This is a genomic window from Microcoleus sp. OTE_8_concoct_300 (assembly GCF_031383065.1).
Classification (GTDB): domain Bacteria; phylum Cyanobacteriota; class Cyanobacteriia; order Cyanobacteriales; family Microcoleaceae; genus Microcoleus.
In genome coordinates this window covers 1-15,047 of record NZ_JANMZH010000519.1, presented here as the reverse complement: position 1 = coordinate 15,047, position 15,047 = coordinate 1, and the positions used below count along the sequence as shown (strand labels likewise).

The window sequence follows — 15,047 nt, the reverse complement described above, 5'->3', positions numbered from 1 at the left end:
ACGTGGAAAGGTAAAAATGCAGGTGATTGGCGCTCTGATGAGGAAATTGGTGCATTTGGCTTTTGGGATTTTAAAGTCCCAAAAGCCCTTCGATCCTAATTATTTGACTGCTACCCCTTGACAGGTCAAGACAGTATCTACAGACTAATAACTGCTGAGTGCTTCCTTTCTGACTAATAACTATTCTGTTATTTTCAGATCGTACAAATTCCAGAAAGCACCGCCGAGGGCACTGTAGCGAATTCCCGAAACGCGATCGCGCACCGCCTCAAAAGTCAGCGGATTCACCATATAGATAAACGGCACTTGTTCTGCTATAATCTGCTGCGTCTCCCCATAAATTTTCTGGCGCTTGGCCTCATCAAGCTCCTGGGAAGCTTTCACGTAAAGGTCATCGATTTTCCGTTCCCAGTCGTAAACTTCCCAACCCTTAATCGGCGGTTCTCCGGCTTGCGGGCCCTGATTAAAACTGTGCAAAGTCCCATTGACAGACCAGATATTGTAGCCACTGTGCGGCTCATTACCTCCGGTAAAACCGCCCAAGTAAGTATCCCAATTCCGCGTCAGGCGCAGCTTTTCCACATAAGTGTTAAAACTCAGGAACTGCGTATCAACTTGCATCCCTAGTTTGCCCAAATCTTGCTTAATTTGCGTTGCCATTTGTTCCCGCACTTTTTTACCCGCAGCCATCAACAAAGTAAATCGCACTTTGTTGCCCTCAGTATCCAACAATTCGCCGTTACTATTATACTTGAAACCAGCACTTAAAAGTAACTCTTTCGATTTTTGCTGATCGTAACTGTAAGTTTTCAATCCCTGTTCTGGGGACAGGTAGAACGGACTTTGCGGCGGAATTGGGGAATGTAGTGGCGCGCCCAGTCCGCGATAGATATTGTTAGTCATGGCGGATCGATTGATGCCGTAGGCGATCGCCTGCCGAAATTCCTTAGTCGCGAACCACCTAGACTTAACCGGGTCTACAAACGGCTGATTTTGAGCATTGCGCCCCTTATTCAGATTGAAACACATAAAGACGCTGCCAGTATCCGGGCCACCGTTGAAGACCGTATATTTGCCGCGTTTTTCCTCCCGTTTCAGCAGCGGAAACACTTCCGGCTGCACGTCCAGAGTATCCAAATCGCCCGAGCGAAAATTCAGCAGTTGATTGTCAGTATTTTCGATAATTTGCCAAACAATTTGCTGGATGTAAGGCTGAACATTTCCCTCAGCATCTTTGCGCCAAAAATACGGATTTCGTTCCAAAACAACGCGCTGATTAGGAGTATAACTCAGCATTCGGTATTGACCGTTGCCGACAATTTTTTTAGGGTCAGTATCCGTACCCCAAGTAGTCAGGAATTTAGGTTTGCCGTCGGCATCTGTATTTTCGACAGCTTCCTGTAAAATATGAGCTGGTAAAATTGGGATTCCCCCAGCATATCTAATAAAAGGAGCAAAGGGTTCTGCAACGGAAAATTCAACGCGGCGGCTGTCAATTTTTTTGACTTTTGGGAACTGGCGACTCATGCCCACCCTCAGAGTATCTTTCAAACCGCTAGGAATTTTCTCATTGAAATAAATCTTTTCATAGCTGAAGATAATGTCATCAGTAGTCATCGGTTCCCCGTCCGACCATTTCAATCCTTCTCGCAGGGTGAAGACAATCTTTTTGCCATCTTTAGAAACTTCCCAGGACTGGGCTAAACCGGGTTCTAGCTTCGATGTCAAGCCGTTTTCGTTAATCAATCCCTCGTACATATAGCCAAAAACGCTGTATGCAGATTGATTTAGCGGGTAGTTAAAGGTAGCCGGGCCGCTGGAGGTGGGAACGATGAGCCTGTTTACTAAGTTCGATCGGGCTGGAGTGCAGGCAGACAAAGTTATAGTGGCAATTGCCGCCAGTAAAATCGCCAGCCAGCGCAGTCTTGAATGTAGCATCATAGAAATTTTCATAATTTTTTAGTTTACCACCTGCGTGCAACTATGACTGAGATTGTAACCAACCGAGAAAGTCTACAGTGCGCGAAAAATACTTTATCCCTACTTCCCGCAAAGCCTCTCGAACTTCTGGTACACCAAATTCTTTTGTATTATTGCTCAAAAATACCTTGGCTTCCTTAGGGTGTAAGTGTGCGTGATTCAAGATGCAGTGGAGAATCAAATTGTCTGTCGGGTCTTCTTCAATAAAAACTGTATTCAAGCTTTCTCGCAGTGTATCTGCTGTTAGTTCCATCATCTCCACATTGTCAGCCAACAATTCAAGAGCCTCAAAAAGACGTACTTTAATATTATTCAGCAATCCTTCATTTTCATTCAAAGACTCTTCTACATAGAATAAAAGAGACTTAGCATAAGGCGAAGTAAGATCGCGCTTGAGCTGGCTAATTTGTTTTTTCTGTTCATCGGCAAAACGGTTGCGGCGCTTGATCTCGTCTTCTAAAGCCGAGAGAGCTTCCATGCAGCAAATAGCAGGTATGGCAATGCGGACTGATGTTGGTACACTCAGTAACAAGTTATTGGCATCAGGATCGCGCCCTGTAGCAATACTCATCAAAAAGTTAGTTTCTATATATAAAATCGCCACCAATTTCTACCCTTGACTTTGTTGTTCCACCTGCTAGCAACGGCAGCAAACCGATTGCTGCCATCTGTTCCGATGCTGGCGGAATCTCAGACTTCCAATTATAAGCTAAGTCACGCAACCATGCTTCAATCAGCCTAGTTAGGTATGGCTCAAATATCCGCTGATCGCCTAATTTAGAGTCATAATAGTGAAGGATGTCAGCCGTTTTTAACAATAAAACAGCTTCCGACAAAACACTGCCGTCCCATTTAAAAACGATTATATTTTCGAGATCGACAATCATAGCATAAGGAATTACCACGTTTTTTTCTGAGAGTTTTGAGAGGAAATGTTTTATTTGTTCGATCGCGCGATCGATAATCATCTGTTTGGCTGCCTTTTCTTTAGCTTGATTAATTTTGACCTCGATTAGCACGACTATGCGATCGTCCTTATCCAACGCGATAATATCCGCATCTATGGGTAATTCTACTTCCAAGGTTTCAGTTTGCATGGTTTCAGCCTTCCTAGCGCATAAGTTTAAGTAAATTCCACTTCTACTATCAAACCACAGTTTTAATTTTTGGATACTAAAACTACAGCATAGGCTGCAATTCCTTCTTCTCTCCCCACGGGTCCTAACTTTTCGTTTGTAGTAGCTTTGATGCCGATTTGGTCGGGTTTTAATTGTAGGACATTAGAAAGCCGATCGCGCATTTGCTCAATATGCGGTTTCAGCTTTGGACGTTCCGCCACCACCACCGAATCAATATTGCCGATTTCCCAGCCTTTATCTAATATTAACTGATTGACTTGTGCGAGCAATACGAGACTATCAGCACCTTTCCATTTCGGGTCAGTTGGCGGGAAATACAGCCCGATATCTCCTAAGCTGAGAGCTCCGAGCATAGCGTCCATGATAGCGTGGGTAAGTACGTCTGCGTCGCTGTGTCCTAATAAGCCTAATTCGTGGGGAATGTGGACGCCGCCGAGGATGAGGGGGCGTTCTGGAACTAAGCAGTGAATGTCGTAACCGTTGCCGATGCGGATGTTCATGTAAATTTAAGGTTTGGGAAAGTATACCAAAAAACAATTATTTCATATTTGTGAGGAGATAGCTGAAAAAGTATGGTCTTGATTTACGGAATTTGTGGGAAAGGAATGTGGCCACCTAAACCTACAGGTTCATGATATAATATCCAAGCAATAAAATTTTCTAATAGTTAATACCTAACTCCCTTAACTTGGCAGCTAACGGTTCTTTCTGTTGCTTTTCAATTTATAATTTTTGGATGGCTTCCTCTTTCCGAGCTCGCTCTCATTCTGTCGGTGTAGCTTTTTTGACTGCATAATGTTAGAGATTATCGAATCCTCTAAAAACTACAAAACAACACTTATTCCCACAAATCCCAGCATGAAACCCTATGATTCAATCCCTCACTATTGAAGGATTCAAAAGCTTAGAAAAAATAACCTTAAATCTAAGCAACCTTAACTTATTTATCGGCACTAACGCCAGCGGTAAATCTAACTTTTTCGATGCTTTGCGAGTCTTGCAAGGAATTGTCTACGGATTTACTATTGATGAAATCTTTAACGGTAAGCCAAAAAATGCTACCAGTGAAGTCTGGGATTCGATTCGCGGTGGTAGTAGTAAAGCGGTCTTCACACCACGCGGACACTCTACTTCAGAAGAACAAACTATCCAGTTTTTAGTTACAATTAAATTACGCAATGATCCAGGAACGGAAATAAGCTGTTCGACATTCAAACTGCACTATTTGTGGGTCAGACCCCATACTGCAAGGGGTTGAGGCAATAAATTTAAATGACTAACAGCTTACAATACTCTATCAGTATTTCAGCAGAAAGAGGATGCGTCCGTAGTGAAAAATTACAAGTGAATGGTTCACCAATTTTTGATTCTGAACCCATTTCCAATCATCCCAATAGTCCTGTTAGAGAAGTTCGCTATTTTAAGGGCAAACGAGGGAGACAGCCTCATCTAAAATTTGAAAAATCTCGTTCAGTCCTCCATCAATTATTGCGCAACGAAACTTGTTCAAACGATCATATCGAGATGATAGCACTGTGTATGCTTACCCTCAGTAACACGCAACACCTTGACCCATCTCCTGCCATTTTGCGCGGTTATTCTCAAGCGCATACAGCGCAACGTATGGGAGAACGAGGTGAAAATTTCGCAGCTTTAGTTAAAACAATTATTACGGATGTTACCGAAAAATCTGCTTTTGTATCCTGGCTCAAAGAATTAACCCCCACAGAACTCGATGATGTTAGCATTTTGTACGGTGCATTAGGAGAATCTTTGTTTGCACTCAAAGAGGGTGATATTGACTACCCTGCTCCCATATTATCCGATAGAACGCTCAGATTTGCCGCGATTACCGCTGCTTTCTTTCAACCAGATTTACCGGAAATTCTTACGCTTGAAGAAATAGAAAATGGTCTTCACCCAACCCGCTTGAGACTTCTAGTTGAGTTAATGAAAGCGATGTCTAAATCTGGGAATGTTCAAGTGATGGCAACTACTCACTCACCTTTAATTTTAGAATGGCTTAATCCTGACGATTATGCCACTACTTTTGTTTGTAAGCGGGATGAAAGCACAGGAGCAACTAATATTATCCCTCTCAGCGAAATTCCTGATTTATTAAAGTTGATTCAAAAGCAGCCGATTAGCGAACTGTTTGCCGAAGGTTGGTTTGAGGGAGTTTTATGAGTTTTAAAGTGCTAATCATCCCTGAAGATCCAACTAATAACGGCTATATCCTCAAACCTTTAATTAAAAGGATGATGAAGGAATGTGGCACGCAAAACGCGCAGGTTGATGTGCTGGTAATCCCAGAGTCCAAGGGTATAATTACGTTAAAACATTGATGAGTGAAATTTTTTTTGAAGGCTATGATTACAAAAATTTACTGCTGTTTATACCAGATGCAGACGGTAAAGATCGGAGTAGAGAATTTGCGCTCTTAGAAAAGGAAGCAATAGAGAAAGGTGCAAAGCTATTGTGCTGTGCTGCTTGCCAAGAAGTGGAAGCGTGGCTGTTAGCGGGTCACTTGAATAAGCTAGACAAACCTTGGTCAGAAATTCGGGCCGATCCGAGTGTTAAAGAAATTTTTTTTGCTGATTTCCTCAGTAGTTATGGCAATCCTAAAGCTGCTGGAGGAGGGAGAGAAGGGTTAATGCTGGAAACGCTATAAAATTATCGGGGACTTCTCGATCGCTCTCCTGAACTCAAAGACTTACAAACGCGAATCCAAAATTTATTATGCTCTTAAATATACGGTTTTGGACGCATCAAGACCAAAGAAACCGGGTTTTTTACCGAATCTGTGGACTGCAACGAAGTATTACCGCAAAAAACCGGGTTTCTGACCACTCTTGCGATCGCCCTTTCTCCTATTCTTCCCTCTCCTGCAACCACCGATGGTACAAATCCGATCGGCGCGATCGAGTTCTTTCAATTTGCTGTTCCCTGCGCCAGCGAGCAATTTCTGCGTGATTACCAGACAGCAACACGTCGGGCACCTTCAAGCCCCGAAAATCCGCCGGTCGAGTGTACTGCGGATAATCCAAAAGTCCGTCCTCAAAACTCTCAAACTTTAGGGAATCTTCCTTCGCCACAGTTCCCCGCAGCAATCGCAAAACTCCATTAATCAAAGCCAAAGCCGGAATTTCGCCCCCCGTGAGCACAAAATCCCCCAAAGACACCTCGCGAGTTACCAAATGCAGCACTCGATCGTCCACACCTTCATAATGACCGCAAATCAACACCAACTGATCGCGATCGGCCGCCAACTCCCGAAACATCGCCTGCTGCATCGGTTCCCCCTGGGGAGTCAGCAAAATCACCTCCCGAGAAGGCAAAACCGGCAGCGACTCCACCGCAGCAAAAATCGGTTCCGGCTTCATCAGCATCCCCACTCCGCCCCCGTAAGGCTCATCATCGACTCGCTGGTGCTTGTCTGTGGTAAAATCGCGGGGATTGACAAAATTCACCTCAGCAATCTTTTTAGCTAAGGCTTTGCCCATCAGTCCTGACTCCAGGGGAGCCCGGAAAAATTCTGGAAATAGGGTAACAACGTCAAATCGCACAATTATTGGAAGTTCATTGATACATCACCTCTAGTTTGACCCTTAGGGGGAGTTCAGTTTTCAGTAATTGCTTTATTCTTTATAATTTCTTATAATTTCTGAAAATTTTGGCAAGTTAAATTCTCTTCCTTTGTCGGCGGGCCGGTTTTGTACAAAAATAATCTGTTTTTCATGACAGCGACTGCAAGTAAACTCGCCCCCAAACAACTGCGGAATCGCGCACGGAACGATCGCACCTCGCTGGCACCAACAAATATTTATTCTTAAAAAGCCCCATTGTACCCACAGCCACGGCAAAATTGAATTTCACATCCAACAGAGGAAGACACACCATGCAGCAATTGACATCTCAAGCCCTTGAACACGATATTCCCCAGCGCACAAAAACCTCGATTATGGTCATCGGGGGAGCCGAAGACAAAGTTCACGGGCGAGAGATTCTAAATACCTTTTTTTGCCGTGCTGGGGGTGCAAACGCTCGGCTGGCGATCGTTCCGTGCGCTTCGCGAGATCCCGAAGGAATTAGCAACCGTTACCGCACCATATTTGACGAAATGGGCGTTAGCGCCGTCAAAGTAGTGGACATCCGCGAACGCGAACAAGCCGAAAACCCCGTCTGGAAAGATTACTTAGAAGATTGTACGGGCGTATTCATCACAGGGGGCGACCAACTGAGGCTCTGCGGGCTGCTGGCGGATACCCCGCTGATGGAGAAAATTCGCAAAGAAACTATCGAAGGCAAGATTACCCTCGCCGGTACCAGCGCGGGTGCTGCGGTGATGGGATATCACATGATTGCAGGCGGCGGGAGTGGCGCGTCACCGAACCGCTCTTTAGTAGACATGGCAAACGGACTTAACATTATTCCTGAGATCATCGTAGACCAGCATTTTCACAACCGCAACCGCATGGCTCGCTTGCTGTCGGCTGTGGCTTGTCATCCCGATCGCCTCGCTATTGGTATTGACGAAGACACCTGCGCCTTGTTTGAGGGAGACGATACTATGAAAATTCTCGGTAAAGGCACTGTGACTATTGTTGATTCTAGGGAAAATTTTTATACCAATGAGTCTCTGGTAGGAGCGACAGAACCCTTAAGTCTCTTCAATATGCGCTTGCACGTTCTGTGTCACGGAGATTGCTACAATATGCCCCTAGGCAAACCAATGCCATCGGCAGCCTGTTCCGAGTCTGGCTGGCCCCCCGAATGCCGCACAGCCAACTAAGGCAGAACATCTATTGTCATTGATTCGGCAGAAATTAAGTGGCATTGGGGCCGAATCATCGATACCACAATAGAATAGATTCCGAAGCAGCCACGGGCTGACGCCAGAAGGCAGAATCACAGAAAATTCTACCTTCGGGCTTTGAGTTTTTGCCGGCGATTGACCTGTACTTGTTTTTAGCCGATCGCTGGGGCATGAATTTTCAATTAGGTGGCCCATAACTGGAAATTCACTCCCAAACTGTTCGTAGCGAACAGTCGAGCGAGCAATCTAGATCGAAATTGAATAAATGCTCCAATTATCTATAAGATTTCTCGACCCATACCCCTCTAACTGCCATGAAAATACTTAAAATTCAGACCTTACGCGGCCCCAACTACTGGAGCATCCGACGCCACAAACTCGTTCTGATGCGTCTGGATTTAGAAGAGTTGGCAGATAAAACCACATCTGAAATTCCTGGCTTCTACGAAGGATTGACCGCCGCACTGCCGAGTTTGTACGAGCATCACTGTTCTCCAGGCCATAAGGGAGGCTTCCTGCAACGTGTCACAGCAGGCACGATGATGGGACACGTAATCGAACACGTAGCCCTAGAACTTCAGCAAATGGCAGGAATGCCGGTCGGGTTTGGTCGCACCCGCGAGACTGCGACCCCAGGCATTTACCAAGTAGTAATTGAGTATCAAAACGAACAAGCAGGTCGCTATGCCGCCCGGGCGGGCGTGCGGATGTGCCAGAGGATTGCCGAGACGGGCACTTATCCAGAAGCAGAATTAGTCCAAGATTTGAGAGATCTTAGAGAGTTTGCGGGGTCGGCGGCACTCGGACCGAGTACGGAAACACTGATCAAGGAAGCAGAAGCTCGTGGCATTCCTTGGATACCTTTGAGCGCCCGGTTTATGATTCAACTCGGCTACGGGGTTCACCAAAAGCGGATTCAGGCAACTCTGAGCAACCGCACGGGAGTTTTGGGGGTAGAACTAGCCTGCGATAAGGAAGGGACCAAAAATATCCTCGGCAGCGCCGGCGTGCCGGTTCCCAGAGGAACGGTGATTAATTATTTGGACGAATTGCGCGGGGCGATCGAAGATGTCGGCGGTTATCCGATCGTCCTCAAACCCCTAGACGGAAACCACGGCCGCGGCATTACGATCGACATCAATTCCTGGGAAACAGCCGAAGAAGCCTACGACTTAGCCAGCGCGGCATCAAAAACAAAAAGCGTGATAGTCGAGCGCTATTACGTCGGCCGTGACCACAGAGTATTGGTAGTCAACGGGCAAGTCATAGCAGTCGCAGAACGAGTGCCCGCTAACGTCGTGGGCAACGGCAAGTCTACAGTAGAACAGCTTATTGAAGAAGTAAACCGCGACCCGCAGCGAGGAGACGGACACGACAACGTGCTCACCCGGATCACGATCGACAAATTGTGCCTGGATTTGCTGCAAAAACAAGGATACGCGATGGACTCCGTACTGCCGGCCGGCGAAAGAGTATTTTTGCGCGCGACAGCAAACTTGAGTACCGGTGGAATTGCAGTCGATCGCACCGACGAAATCCACCCGGAAAACGTCTGGCTGTTTTCCAGAGTCGCCAAAATTATCGGTTTGGACATTGCCGGCATTGACGTAGTAACTCCCGACATCTCCCAACCCCTGCGCGATGTCAACGGCGTCATCGTCGAAGTCAACGCAGCACCGGGTTTCAGAATGCACGTCGCCCCGAGTCAGGGTTTACCCCGCAACGTGGCCGGCGCCGTCTTCGATATGCTCTTCCCCTCGCCTCAACCCAGCCGGGTGCCGATTTTAGCGGTAACGGGAACCAACGGCAAAACTACAACCACTCGCCTGCTTGCCCACATTGTTAAGCAGACCGGTCAGATTACCGGCTACACGACTACCGACGGCACTTACATCGGCGATTATTTGGTAGAAACCGGAGACAATACCGGGCCGCAGAGTGCTCAATTGATTTTGTCTGACCCAACGGTGGAAGTAGCGGTGCTGGAAACGGCTAGAGGCGGAATTTTGCGATCGGGCCTCGGCTTCGATCAGTGCGATGTCGGCGTCGTCTTGAACGTCGCGGCCGATCACTTGGGAATTGGCGACATCGACACCGTGGAACAACTGGCCAAACTCAAGAGCGTCCTCGTCGAGTCGGTAATGCCCAAAGGCTATGCAGTTTTAAATGCAGACGACCCCTTAGTATCACAAATGGCGCAGCGTGTCAAGGCTCAAATTGCATATTTTTCGATGAACCCGGACAACGAACTGGTTGCCAAACATACCGCTGCGGGCGGGCTGGCAGCGATTTACGAAAATGGGTATTTGTCGATTTTGAAAGGCGATTGGACGCTGAGAATTGAACAGGCTGTGAACGTGCCGCTGACGATGGGCGGGCGCGCGCCGTTTATGATTGCTAATGCTTTAGCAGCTTGTTTGGCGGCTTTTGCCCAAGGATTGAAAATAGAAGATATTCGATCGGCTTTGTCAAGCTTCCAAGCATCGGTGGGTCAAACTCCCGGACGGATGAATTTGTTTAATTTGGGCAGCTATCACGCTTTGCTCGACTACGCCCACAACCCCCACAGCTACAAAGCTTTGGGCAGTTTCGTGCTGAATTGGCAGGGACAGCGGATCGGGGTAGTCGGCGCCCCTGGAGACCGGCGAGATGAAGATTTTGTCACGCTGGGCAAACTTTCGGCCGAGATGTTCGATCGCATTATTGTGAAGGAAGATATGGACAGGCGCGGCCGAGAACCCGGTGTTGTGGCAAAGTTAATTTGCCAGGGAATTGCAGAGGCGATTTCTGCAGGAACCGCAAACAAATCTCAAGTTGAATACGAGTTGATTCTCGACGAAACAACGGCCGTTAACAAGGCTTTAGATGAGGCGCCTGCAGGCAGTTTGGTAGTGATTTTACCTGAAGGCGTCAACAAAGCTTTGAGTTTAATTGAAGCCCGGAAACCGATTAAGGAATCTGTGGAAGTTCAAAATGGTTTAGATCGATCGAAGTCGCAGGAAAGTTTAAAACCGACTGTAGTGAATCAAGGCTAAACTCTTAAGTCTCATTTAATTAATAGGTTGGGTTACTTGTGTTAAACCCAACCTATTTTTTTTACAGGACAGGACTTACGCACCACTACGATTTTCTGTCATTGCGCAACGGGAGAGCAATCTCAAAGCTGGCTTTTTCGTGTTCAGTGCGTAACTCTTATGCTTTTTAAAATGTTAGCTTGCTTCTTCGCCAGTATGCAGAGATTTCAATAGTTGCTCTGCAATCTCAATCAGTTCGCATACAGAGTTTTGCGTAAGTTGTGTAGTTTTGAAGCCATGAGCAATTGCGTTACGCAATGAAAGTGCGTTCATTAGTAACTGATACTCTGATTGGGAAATTACCCCCTCAGTTACCAGTTGTTTTACTAAAAAAAGTGGCTGTAATCTTGTCAAACTTAGCTCTTCTTTTTCCGCAACAATTCTCAAAGTCGCCTCAACTAAAGACCAGGAATATAGCATAGCTGACTCTAGATGTTGTTGTGCTACAAGTTGCTTTGCTACTTGCAAGCGCGCTTCTATTTCATGCTCTTGAAGAGAACCCTCAGCTTTGGGAAAATAGACTGCATCCTCCGGGTTAGTCATCACTAACTCAAACCTCCAACCAGGATTTTCTGCTACTGCTTGGGCTAAATTGCGTAAATATTGAGTAGAGGATGAATTGAGTGAGGAGCGTGACTTGACTGCAATAACTACTGACTCTTTACCCAGGCGCACTATCATATCGGGGCGATAGCTTTTCAGGAAGTCAGGTAAATCTTCAACGTTGGGATGAAATGAAACCTCGTAACCTCTCTCACGATACTCCTCTGCTAATTTCAGTAATCGCTCTCTTTCTATGTTTGCAGTTGGGGTTGCCATCATGTCAGTACCTCTTGGTCAGGATCATCAATTACTACAATGTGCAAGAATTCATTGCCACGAGCAAATCCTTCCGCTAGGGTCGAGGTCATATTTTCTACTGTAAAGTTACCCGATAAATTCCTCTTCCGGACTAGAACATCGGTTACTTGATCGTCATCCACGTAGGCTAGGCCAATAATTGCATCTTGAATTGGCTTTACTATGTTGTCCACATCAATTTTAACAGAATCGTAGAAATAAGTTATCTGGAGCATAACGAGCCCCGTAGCTGTTTTTTGCTCTGAAGACCAGTATTTTTCAGCCTCTTGCCTAACCGTCATTTTCCAAGCTTTAAGACGATCTCGCCTGCGAGCTTGTTGTGATACTGGTGGACCATCTACTATGAACTCAAATCTCGCCAAAGTATTTATAAATAGAAGATCGGGGATTATTTTATATGACTGCTAATGTCCTGACTCTGGCCTCCGACGGCTCGGGGTACGGTGACATACAATTTTATCGCAATTGCGGGATAATATTCTTGATGTAGAATCTCGTTTTTATTATCTTTTTAGATTTTAACTACCGCCCACTGCGTCACGGGTGCAAACGGTTTCCAACCCTGAAAAGAGCCGATCGCCCCTACTCGCTGAATCCCAATTCTAATTAGTTCCCCGCCATAACGATCGTGCCATTGCAAAACTTTAAACTCGCTCTCAACTGTCACCGCATTAACAACTAATCGGCCGCCTTCACCTAAAGCATTCCAGCAAGTTTCCAGCACAGCTTCTGCGGTGACACCGCCGCCGATGAAAATAGCATTCGGTTGAGGCAAATTTGTCAGGGCTTCCGGCGCTTCTCCCGCCACGATTTCGAGTTCCGGAACGCCGAAAGTCGAGGCATTTTCAGCGATGTATTGCAATCGAGTCGGATGGCGTTCGATCGCGATCGCCCTGCACCGAGGATGACTCCGCATCCATTCGATCGCGATCGAGCCGCAGCCCGCCCCCACATCCCAAAGCAACTCTCCGGGAATCGGTGCTAACGTTGACAGAGTAACGGCTCGAACCTCCCGCTTGGTAAGTTGTCCGTCGTGGCGATAAGCAGCATCCGGCAAACCCGAGGTACGAGAGAAAATCACAGTTTCGCGATCGGCTGCAACTGCGATCGCGATCGTGTTCAAATCCGCCAAATCCGCTGCATTCCAGGCTGCTGCTACCCCCTCGATCCGCCGTTCCGATCCCGACCCCATCCGCTCGAACACGGTCATCAAACTGCTGCCAAACCCCCGCTGCGTCAACAATTGTGCCACCTTTCCCGGCGTGTGTCTGTCAGCGCTCAACACCAGCAAGCGCGCCCCCGGCGACAAAGCAAGGGCGATCGATGCGATCGGGCGATTTGTCAAACTGAAAGTCTCAACTTGGGCCAGCGGCCAACCCAAACGGGCGCAAGCAAGACTAAAAGCCGATACCGCCGGAATCACAGTCATTTCCTCCATGGGAATCTGGCGCGACAGCGTGACGCCGATGCCGTGACACATCGGATCGCCGCTTGCTAGCACGCACACAGACTGTCCCCGGCGGCGGAGGATGTCGTCAACTGTTGTCTGCAAAGGCGATGCCCAAACCAATTTTTCGCGGGTGTCGTCGGTTGGTAGCATTGCTAGGTGACGGGCGCCACCAACAACGACTTGAGATTGAGAGAGGAGGGTAAAGGCGATCGGGCCGAGCCCCGAAAGTCCATCTTCGCCAATCCCCACCACCGAAAGCCATTTGTGCATTGCGCCCTTACTGCTAATTACTACTTATCGATTCTAAAGAATAATATCGGATTTTTATTCATAATTCTTTCTTCTACTTGTTTCATTCCGAGTCTTTCTGCAACTTTTTGCGACTCAATGTTTGGGCGATCGCAACTTGCGACAAGATAGTTAAAGCCAAGTTCATCAAAACCATAATCCAATATTTTGGTTGATGCTTCAGTAGCGTAACCTTTTTTAAGTGCTTTCGGCAGCAGTGCGTAAACTAACTGGGGCTGTGCTTCTTCAAAAAAATACCACAAACCAACAAATCCAATAGTTTCTCGATCGCTCTTAGTTTCGATAAACCACATACCGAATTGCTTTTGGGCAAACAGCTTTTTGTTTTCGGCAAGCATTTCTTCAACCTTTTGTAGCGACCAGATTTCGCCGTCGCACAGATATCTCCTCACATAGGCATCGATAAAAATTCTATGAAGCGTGTTGAGGTCGCTCTCCACAATCGGTTTCACAACTAATCTCTCTGTTTCAAATATCATGAGGATTATTTATGTTGGATTAAAGGGCGATCGCACCTATCAATATTAGTCCAGGACGCACGGGTGGTCAGAAACCGGGTTTTTTATCAGAAGATTGGGTTTAAAACCCCGTCCTTGTAGGACGGCTTTTTCCATTTTCAAGTAAAATAACACATCCATCTAAACAAATTAATATGGTAGAATAAGCAGATCAGATAAGATTTAAAAACCTACCCCTGGACTGGGGGAAAGTCTACGCCCAAAACATTCACAGAGGAGATATGACTACACACCTATGTGCTTTCCGTGGTCAGCCTGGGAACCCTATTACTAGGGATATTAAGATCGAAATGTCTTAAGAATCCTCGTGCCTTCAGGGCGAGGAGTGTCAAGAAAAGATGGGTTGCAGCGCGTAAATTCGGTAAAAAAGTCGGTTTCTTTGATAGGAGTGCGATCACGAACTGTTTATTTTTGTAGTTGCGGTATCTTCGCCGGCGGATCCATGCGTCCATGACTGTCTGAAAAATATTTTTCCCCAAACAAAAAGCGCCCCTATTTCTAGGAGCGCTTTTTGTTTATCTAGGACTAAAACTTAGCCGTTGATAGAAGGAGCAACCATTGCTACTGGGGTGACTTCACCAGCAGCCAAGTCGAGAGGGAAGTTGTGAGCATTGCGCTCGTGCATCACTTCCATACCCAAGTTAGCGCGGTTGATGACATCAGCCCAAGTATTGATAACGCGACCTTGCGAGTCAATAATCGATTGGTTGAAGTTGAAACCGTTCAAGTTGAAAGCCATCGTGGAGATACCCAAAGCGGTAAACCAGATACCGACTACTGGCCATGCACCTAACAAGAAGTGCAAAGAACGGCTGTTGTTGAAAGAAGCGTATTGGAAAATCAAACGACCGAAGTAGCCGTGGGCTGCGACGATGTTGTAGGTTTCTTCTTCTTGACCGA

Annotated in this window: 15 protein-coding genes and 2 pseudogenes; 6 read left to right on the top strand and 11 right to left on the bottom strand. The window is 46.6% G+C overall.

Annotation, left to right across the window (positions count from 1 at the left end):
- A pseudogene (locus ACUVJL_RS24040) lies at positions 1-121 on the top strand (IS110-like element ISStma4 family transposase); the annotation flags it as partial.
- A gap of 59 nt (positions 122-180) precedes the next feature.
- On the opposite strand, the gene ACUVJL_RS24035 reads toward ACUVJL_RS24040, so the two are convergent.
- From ACUVJL_RS24035 to ispF, 4 genes are all read right to left on the bottom strand, one after another.
- Positions 181-1,941: an ABC transporter substrate-binding protein gene (locus ACUVJL_RS24035; RefSeq protein WP_445248137.1), complete on the bottom strand. Its 1,761-nt coding sequence runs from the start codon at positions 1,939-1,941 to the stop codon at positions 181-183.
- Positions 1,942-1,981: 40 nt separating this feature from the next.
- Positions 1,982-2,584, bottom strand: coding sequence for a PIN domain-containing protein (locus tag ACUVJL_RS24030; RefSeq protein ID WP_445248136.1), 603 nt, complete (start codon positions 2,582-2,584; stop codon positions 1,982-1,984).
- A complete protein-coding gene (locus tag ACUVJL_RS24025; RefSeq protein WP_445248135.1) occupies positions 2,559-3,077 on the bottom strand; it encodes a hypothetical protein in 519 nt (172 codons plus the stop codon). The genes ACUVJL_RS24030 and ACUVJL_RS24025 overlap by 26 nt, the downstream gene beginning before the upstream one ends.
- Before the next feature lie 62 nt (positions 3,078-3,139).
- Positions 3,140-3,619, bottom strand: coding sequence for a 2-C-methyl-D-erythritol 2,4-cyclodiphosphate synthase (gene ispF / locus ACUVJL_RS24020; RefSeq protein ID WP_445248134.1), 480 nt, complete (start codon positions 3,617-3,619; stop codon positions 3,140-3,142).
- A gap of 368 nt (positions 3,620-3,987) precedes the next feature.
- Between ispF and ACUVJL_RS24015 the strand changes: the two genes are divergently transcribed.
- The 3 genes from ACUVJL_RS24015 to ACUVJL_RS24005 all read left to right on the top strand — a co-directional run bounded on the left by ACUVJL_RS24015 (position 3,988) and on the right by ACUVJL_RS24005 (position 5,790).
- A complete protein-coding gene (locus tag ACUVJL_RS24015) occupies positions 3,988-4,377 on the top strand; it encodes an AAA family ATPase (RefSeq protein WP_445248133.1) in 390 nt (129 codons plus the stop codon).
- 14 nt (positions 4,378-4,391) lie between these two features.
- Positions 4,392-5,306 carry an AAA family ATPase gene (locus ACUVJL_RS24010; protein WP_445248132.1) on the top strand — a complete coding sequence of 305 codons (915 nt, stop codon included), beginning with the start codon at positions 4,392-4,394 and terminating at the stop codon, positions 5,304-5,306.
- A gap of 157 nt (positions 5,307-5,463) precedes the next feature.
- Positions 5,464-5,790 carry a hypothetical protein gene (locus ACUVJL_RS24005; RefSeq protein WP_445248131.1) on the top strand — a complete coding sequence of 109 codons (327 nt, stop codon included), beginning with the start codon at positions 5,464-5,466 and terminating at the stop codon, positions 5,788-5,790.
- A gap of 199 nt (positions 5,791-5,989) precedes the next feature.
- Here the strand turns inward: ACUVJL_RS24005 and trmD are convergent, their stop codons facing one another.
- Both trmD and ACUVJL_RS23995 read right to left on the bottom strand, forming a co-directional pair.
- Complete coding sequence (gene trmD / locus ACUVJL_RS24000) at positions 5,990-6,685, bottom strand: tRNA (guanosine(37)-N1)-methyltransferase TrmD (protein WP_445248130.1); 696 nt, start codon at positions 6,683-6,685, stop codon at positions 5,990-5,992.
- A 169-nt stretch (positions 6,686-6,854) separates the two neighbouring features.
- A complete protein-coding gene (locus tag ACUVJL_RS23995; protein ID WP_445248129.1) occupies positions 6,855-7,019 on the bottom strand; it encodes a hypothetical protein in 165 nt (54 codons plus the stop codon).
- On the opposite strand from ACUVJL_RS23995, the gene ACUVJL_RS23990 reads away from it, so the two are divergent.
- Together ACUVJL_RS23990 and cphA are read left to right on the top strand one after the other, a co-directional pair.
- Entirely contained in the window at positions 7,018-7,911 is an 894-nt protein-coding gene (locus ACUVJL_RS23990; protein WP_445248128.1) for a cyanophycinase, read from the top strand. The two genes, ACUVJL_RS23995 and ACUVJL_RS23990, sit on opposite strands and share 2 nt — an antisense overlap.
- 338 nt (positions 7,912-8,249) lie before the next feature.
- Positions 8,250-10,970, top strand: a complete 2,721-nt coding sequence (gene cphA, locus ACUVJL_RS23985; RefSeq protein WP_445248127.1) for a cyanophycin synthetase — start codon at positions 8,250-8,252, stop codon at positions 10,968-10,970.
- A gap of 174 nt (positions 10,971-11,144) precedes the next feature.
- On the opposite strand, the gene ACUVJL_RS23980 is transcribed toward cphA, so the two are convergent.
- The 5 genes and pseudogenes from ACUVJL_RS23980 to ACUVJL_RS23960 all read right to left on the bottom strand — a co-directional run.
- Positions 11,145-11,831 carry a hypothetical protein gene (locus ACUVJL_RS23980; protein WP_445248126.1) on the bottom strand — a complete coding sequence of 229 codons (687 nt, stop codon included), beginning with the start codon at positions 11,829-11,831 and terminating at the stop codon, positions 11,145-11,147.
- The gene (locus tag ACUVJL_RS23975; protein WP_333192939.1) at positions 11,828-12,232 is read right to left on the bottom strand and encodes a RusA family crossover junction endodeoxyribonuclease; all 405 of its coding nucleotides are present in this window, start codon (positions 12,230-12,232) and stop codon (positions 11,828-11,830) included. The genes ACUVJL_RS23980 and ACUVJL_RS23975 overlap by 4 nt, the downstream gene beginning before the upstream one ends.
- A gap of 149 nt (positions 12,233-12,381) precedes the next feature.
- The gene (gene cbiE, locus ACUVJL_RS23970) at positions 12,382-13,590 is read right to left on the bottom strand and encodes a precorrin-6y C5,15-methyltransferase (decarboxylating) subunit CbiE (RefSeq protein WP_445248125.1); all 1,209 of its coding nucleotides are present in this window, start codon (positions 13,588-13,590) and stop codon (positions 12,382-12,384) included.
- A gap of 20 nt (positions 13,591-13,610) precedes the next feature.
- Positions 13,611-14,108, bottom strand: coding sequence for a GNAT family N-acetyltransferase (locus ACUVJL_RS23965; protein ID WP_445248124.1), 498 nt, complete (start codon positions 14,106-14,108; stop codon positions 13,611-13,613).
- Between the two features lie 571 nt (positions 14,109-14,679).
- Positions 14,680-15,047, bottom strand: a pseudogene (locus tag ACUVJL_RS23960) (photosystem II q(b) protein); the annotation flags it as partial.